Source organism: Mycobacterium sp. TH-M106 (assembly GCF_057473765.1).
The window spans coordinates 1-4,273 of record NZ_JBYCLE010000194.1; the positions used below are offsets into that span (position 1 = coordinate 1).

Genomic DNA, 4,273 nt, shown 5'->3' on the forward strand with positions numbered 1-4,273 from the left:
CCGAGGCGATCACGTCGGCGACCAGTCCGCCCTCACACATCGCGGCAACAGCCTGCAGGTTGGTGAACGACGGGTCGCGGTAGTGCACCCGGTAGGGCCGGGTGCCGCCGTCGGAGACCATGTGCACGCCCAGCTCGCCGCGTGGCGACTCGATCGAGACGAAGACCTGGCCCGGCGGCACCCAGATGTCCTCGGTGACCCGCTTGAAGTGGTGGATCAGGCCCTCCATCGAGTGGCCCATGATCCAGCCGATGTGCTCTTCGGAGTTGCCCAGCCCGTCCGGGCCCAGTTTCAGGTCGGCGGGCCAGGCGATTCTGCGGTCTTCGATCATCACCGGGCTGCCGTGCGACGTGGCCAGCTTCTCGACACATTGTTCGACGATTTTCAGCGACTCCTTGATCTCCTTGATCCGAATGCGATAGCGGCCGTAGGCATCACAGCCGTCGTCGGTGATCACGTCGAATTCGTAGTTCTGGTAACCGCAGTACGGTTCGGTGCGACGAACATCGTAGGGCAGCCCGGTGGCCCGCAGGATCGGCCCGGTGACACCCAGGGCCATGCATCCGGTCAGGTCGAGGTAGCCGACGTCCTTGGTGCGGGCCTTCCAGATGTAGTTCTCGTTGAGCAGGTCTTCGATGTCTTTCAGCCGCTTCGGCATCAGCGTGAGGAAGTCGCGGATCTGGCCGATCGCCTCGTCGGGCAGGTCCACCGACACCCCGCCGGGCCGGATGTACTGGTGGTTCATCCGTAAACCGGTGATCGTCTCGAAGATGTCGAGCACCAGTTCGCGCTCCCGGAAGCCGTACAGCATGGCCGACAGCGCACCGAGCTCCATGCCACCGGTGGCAACCGCAACCAGATGCGACGAGATCCGGTTCAGCTCCATCATCAACACCCGGATCACTGTGGCGCGCTCGGGGATCTCGCCGGCGACGTCCAGCAGCTTCTCCACGCCCAGGCAGAAAGCGACTTCGTTGAAGAGCGGTGCCAGGTAGTCCATCCGGGTCACGAACGACGGACCTTGGCTCCAGTAGCGGTATTCCAGGTTCTTCTCGATGCCGGTGTGCAGATAGCCGATGCCGCAGCGGGCTTCGGTGCACGTCTCGCCCTCCAGCTCGAGGATCAACCGCAACACACCGTGTGTCGACGGGTGCTGGGGCCCCATGTTGACGACGATGCGTTCGCCGGGGTCCGCGGCCTTGGCGGCTGCGACGACCTGATCCCATTCCTGCCCGCCGACGTTCAAGACGGTCTCGGGGGCACCATCCGCACGTAGGGTGCTCATCAGGTGTAGGCCCTCCGCTCGTCGGGTGGCGGGATCTTCGCGCCCTTGTACTCGACCGCGACGCCGCCGAGTGGATAGTCCTTGCGCTGCGGGTGGCCGTGCCAGTCGTCGGGCATCTCGATCCGGGTCAGGGAAGGGTGGCCGTCGAAGATGATTCCGAAGAAGTCATAGGTTTCCCGCTCGTGCCAGTCGGTGGTGGGGTACACCTCATACAGCGACGGGATGTGCGGATCGTCGTCGGGCACAGCGACTTCCAGGCGGACACGACGCTCGTGGGTGATCGACTTCAACGGGTAGACCGCGTGCAGCTCGCGGCCGGCATCGCCCGGGTAGTGCACGCCGCTCACGCCCAGGCTCAGCTCGAAGCGCAGGTCCGGCTCGTCGCGCAGCAGTCGGGCAACCGTCGGCAGCTGCTCCCGGCGGATGTGCAGCGTCATTTCGTCACGAAACACCACGACGCTCTCGACGGCATCGGTGTAGTCGACGCCGTTGCGCTGCAGAGCCCCGGTGAGGGCGGCGACCACGTCGTCGAAGTACCCGCCGTACGGGCGTGGACTGGGCCCGGGGAAGGTGATCTCTTTGACCAGCCTCCCGTACCCGGAGGTGTCGCCGCTGCCGGACGCGCCGAACAGTCCCCGGCGAACGCCGACCACCTCTCCGTCCGCGCCGGCGTCGGGGCCGCCGCCATCGTCGGTGCTATTGCCCGGCTGGTTCACCGCAACAAACCCTTCATCTGCCAGGTGGACGGGGCCGACAGCCCTGCCTCCTCGGCCGCGGCGATCGCCTTCTCCCGATTGACGCCCAGCGGCATCTCTTTGATCGTCGCGTGCAGCTTGAGGATCGAGTACATCAGCATCTCCGGGCGGGGCGGACAGCCGGGCAGGTACATGTCCACCGGGACGACGTGGTCGACGCCCTGCAGGATCGCGTAGTTGTTGAACATGCCTCCCGACGACGCACACACGCCCATCGCCAGCACCCACTTGGGTTCGACCATCTGGTCGTAGATCTGCCGCAGCACCGGCGCCATCTTCTGGCTGACCCGGCCGGCCACGATCATCAGATCCGCCTGCCGGGGAGAGGCCCGGAACACCTCCATGCCGAACCGGGACATGTCGTAGTCCGGCGCCATCGTCGACATCATTTCGATGGCGCAGCACGCCAACCCGAACGTCGCCGGCCACATCGAGCCTGTCCGGAAGTATCCGGCCAGTTTCTCCACCGTGCTCAGCAGCAGGCCGCTGGGCAGCTGTTCTTCTAAGCCCATGTGCTCTCTCAATCCCAGCTCAGACCGCCGCGGCGCCAGACATAGGCATAGGCGACGAAGACGACGACGACGAACAGTGCCATCTCGACGAGCGCGAACACCCCGAGCCGGTCGTAGGCGACCGCCCACGGATAGAGAAAGACGATCTCGATGTCGAAAACGATGAACAACATCGCGGTCAGGTAGTACTTCACCGGGAAACGCTGGCCCTTCGGCGCGTGCGGCCCGCTGACCGGCTGGTCGGTGGGCTCGATGCCGCATTCGTAGGCTTCCAGCTTCGCCCGGTTGTAGCGCGACGGGCCGACCACCGGCGCGATCGCCACGGAGAACACGGCGAAACCGGCGGCCAGGGCCGCGAGCACCAGGATGGGCAGGTACGGATTCATCGGGGTTTTCTGGTCGTTGTCGGTGTGAACTCACGCAAGCCTAACGTCTGGCCACTGACCGATTGGCGACAACCCGAACTTGCGTTCTTCCTTGCGACTCCCCGTGGTACGGATGGTCTCGTTGCCGTGCTTTTTACCGGCCCCGCCGTCGGCGGACAGAAACCCGCGCGACGACTCCCATTCGGCCCGCCACTGCGCCTGCGTCAGATCAGCGTCGGCAACCTCACGACGCTCTGACGTTTCTGGCCGTAGAAATCGGCAACATCGCTGGTGAAAGCATCGACGGGAGCATGGGGTGTGGTTTGCGACACGTGAGGTGGCCCGCATGAGTTGGACTACGGGTGAATCACAGCCGGTACTGGCAGACGCATTCCAACCCAAGTCGGTCGCAAGCCGCCGCCCCAGCGTGCTGTAACGGGCTAGGCTAACCGGCATGCGATTCACGCGCGTCACCATCGATCCCGCCGTGATGGGAGGCATGCCATGCATCCGGGGTTTGCGCATCCCGGTGGCGACCGTGGTCGCAATGGTTGCGGACCAGATGACATCAACCGAGATTCTCGCCGAGCTTCCTGACCTTCAGGAAGAAGACATCACCGAGGCCCTGCGATACGCAGCTGAGGCGGTGCGGGAACGGGAGTTGCCGCTGCTGCCGACCGCATGAGACTGCTGCTGGATGAGAATCTTTCGCCGGCAATGGCCGGCTTTCTCATAGCGGCAGGCCATGAAGTCGTCCATGTTCGCGACCGCGGATTGACAAGCGCCAGTGACGACGTGGTCCTGGCGCTGGCCGTCGCCGAGGAGCGTGTGTTGATCAGCGCCGACACGGACTTCGGCACGTTGCTCGCCCGATCCGGTGCAAGCAGGCCGTCCGTTGTTCTGATACGCCGTGCAGTCGGTCGACGAGCGGCCCAGCAGGCAAGCCTGATCATCGACAACCTTCTTGTCGTGCAAGAGGACCTTGAGGGTGGGGCCGTCGTCGTGCTCGGCGAGAGGACAATACGCATCCGCAAGCTGCCGATCTGATCCTGCCCATCCTTGACAGTGCCGCGGCGGGTGCAGCAGGTAGTTTCCCGACTTGTCAGCAAGGTGAGGTTGGTTTGTCGACGACTCGGCGCAGGTCGAAATGCACGCACTTGTGAGCCGGGTGGCGCAGCCCTTGGCCACAGTCAAAACGACTTGCATGTTACACATGCAAGTTGCATGCTAAACTCGGTACGGTGAGCACCATCCAGATCAGAGATGTGCCTGAGGATGTTCATGCGGCGCTTCGTTCGAAGGCTGCCGTCGCCGGGCTTTCCCTGTCGGAGTACCTGCTCCGGGAGGCAATCCGGG

The 4,273-nt window shown here is 64.3% G+C and carries 7 protein-coding genes; 3 read left to right on the forward strand and 4 right to left on the reverse strand.

The features are described 5' to 3' along the window. From AC2VOP_RS06705 to AC2VOP_RS06720, 4 genes are all read right to left on the reverse strand, one after another. Positions 1-1,285 (reverse strand): NADH-quinone oxidoreductase subunit D (locus AC2VOP_RS06705; protein WP_486960236.1); only part of this gene is annotated, 1,285 nt, incomplete at its 3' end. Further along, entirely contained in the window at positions 1,285-2,001 is a 717-nt protein-coding gene (locus AC2VOP_RS06710) for an NADH-quinone oxidoreductase subunit C (protein WP_486960237.1), read from the reverse strand. The genes AC2VOP_RS06710 and AC2VOP_RS06705, both read right to left, overlap by 1 nt. Further along, complete coding sequence (locus tag AC2VOP_RS06715; RefSeq protein ID WP_486960238.1) at positions 1,998-2,552, reverse strand: NuoB/complex I 20 kDa subunit family protein; 555 nt, start codon at positions 2,550-2,552, stop codon at positions 1,998-2,000. Before AC2VOP_RS06715 ends, AC2VOP_RS06710 begins: the two co-directional genes overlap by 4 nt. Before the next feature lie 8 nt (positions 2,553-2,560). After that, a complete protein-coding gene (locus tag AC2VOP_RS06720; RefSeq protein WP_486960239.1) occupies positions 2,561-2,938 on the reverse strand; it encodes an NADH-quinone oxidoreductase subunit A in 378 nt (125 codons plus the stop codon). A gap of 433 nt (positions 2,939-3,371) precedes the next feature. Between AC2VOP_RS06720 and AC2VOP_RS06725 the strand changes: the two genes are divergently transcribed. The 3 genes from AC2VOP_RS06725 to AC2VOP_RS06735 form a co-directional block, all read left to right on the forward strand. Next, entirely contained in the window at positions 3,372-3,602 is a 231-nt protein-coding gene (locus tag AC2VOP_RS06725; RefSeq protein ID WP_486960240.1) for a DUF433 domain-containing protein, read from the forward strand. Further along, positions 3,599-3,964: a DUF5615 family PIN-like protein gene (locus AC2VOP_RS06730; protein WP_486960241.1), complete on the forward strand. Its 366-nt coding sequence runs from the start codon at positions 3,599-3,601 to the stop codon at positions 3,962-3,964. The genes AC2VOP_RS06725 and AC2VOP_RS06730 overlap by 4 nt, the downstream gene beginning before the upstream one ends. Before the next feature lie 194 nt (positions 3,965-4,158). After that, a partial coding sequence (locus AC2VOP_RS06735; RefSeq protein WP_486960242.1) for a FitA-like ribbon-helix-helix domain-containing protein occupies positions 4,159-4,273 on the forward strand: 115 nt, incomplete at its 3' end.

Coding starts and splice junctions, on each gene's coding strand:
- AC2VOP_RS06715 (WP_486960238.1), bottom strand. CDS start 2,552: ATGGGCTTAGAAGAACAGCTGCCCAGCGGCCTGCTGCTGAGCACGGTG.
- AC2VOP_RS06720 (WP_486960239.1), bottom strand. CDS start 2,938: ATGAATCCGTACCTGCCCATCCTGGTGCTCGCGGCCCTGGCCGCCGGT.
- AC2VOP_RS06725 (WP_486960240.1), top strand. CDS start 3,372: ATGCGATTCACGCGCGTCACCATCGATCCCGCCGTGATGGGAGGCATG.
- AC2VOP_RS06730 (WP_486960241.1), top strand. CDS start 3,599: ATGAGACTGCTGCTGGATGAGAATCTTTCGCCGGCAATGGCCGGCTTT.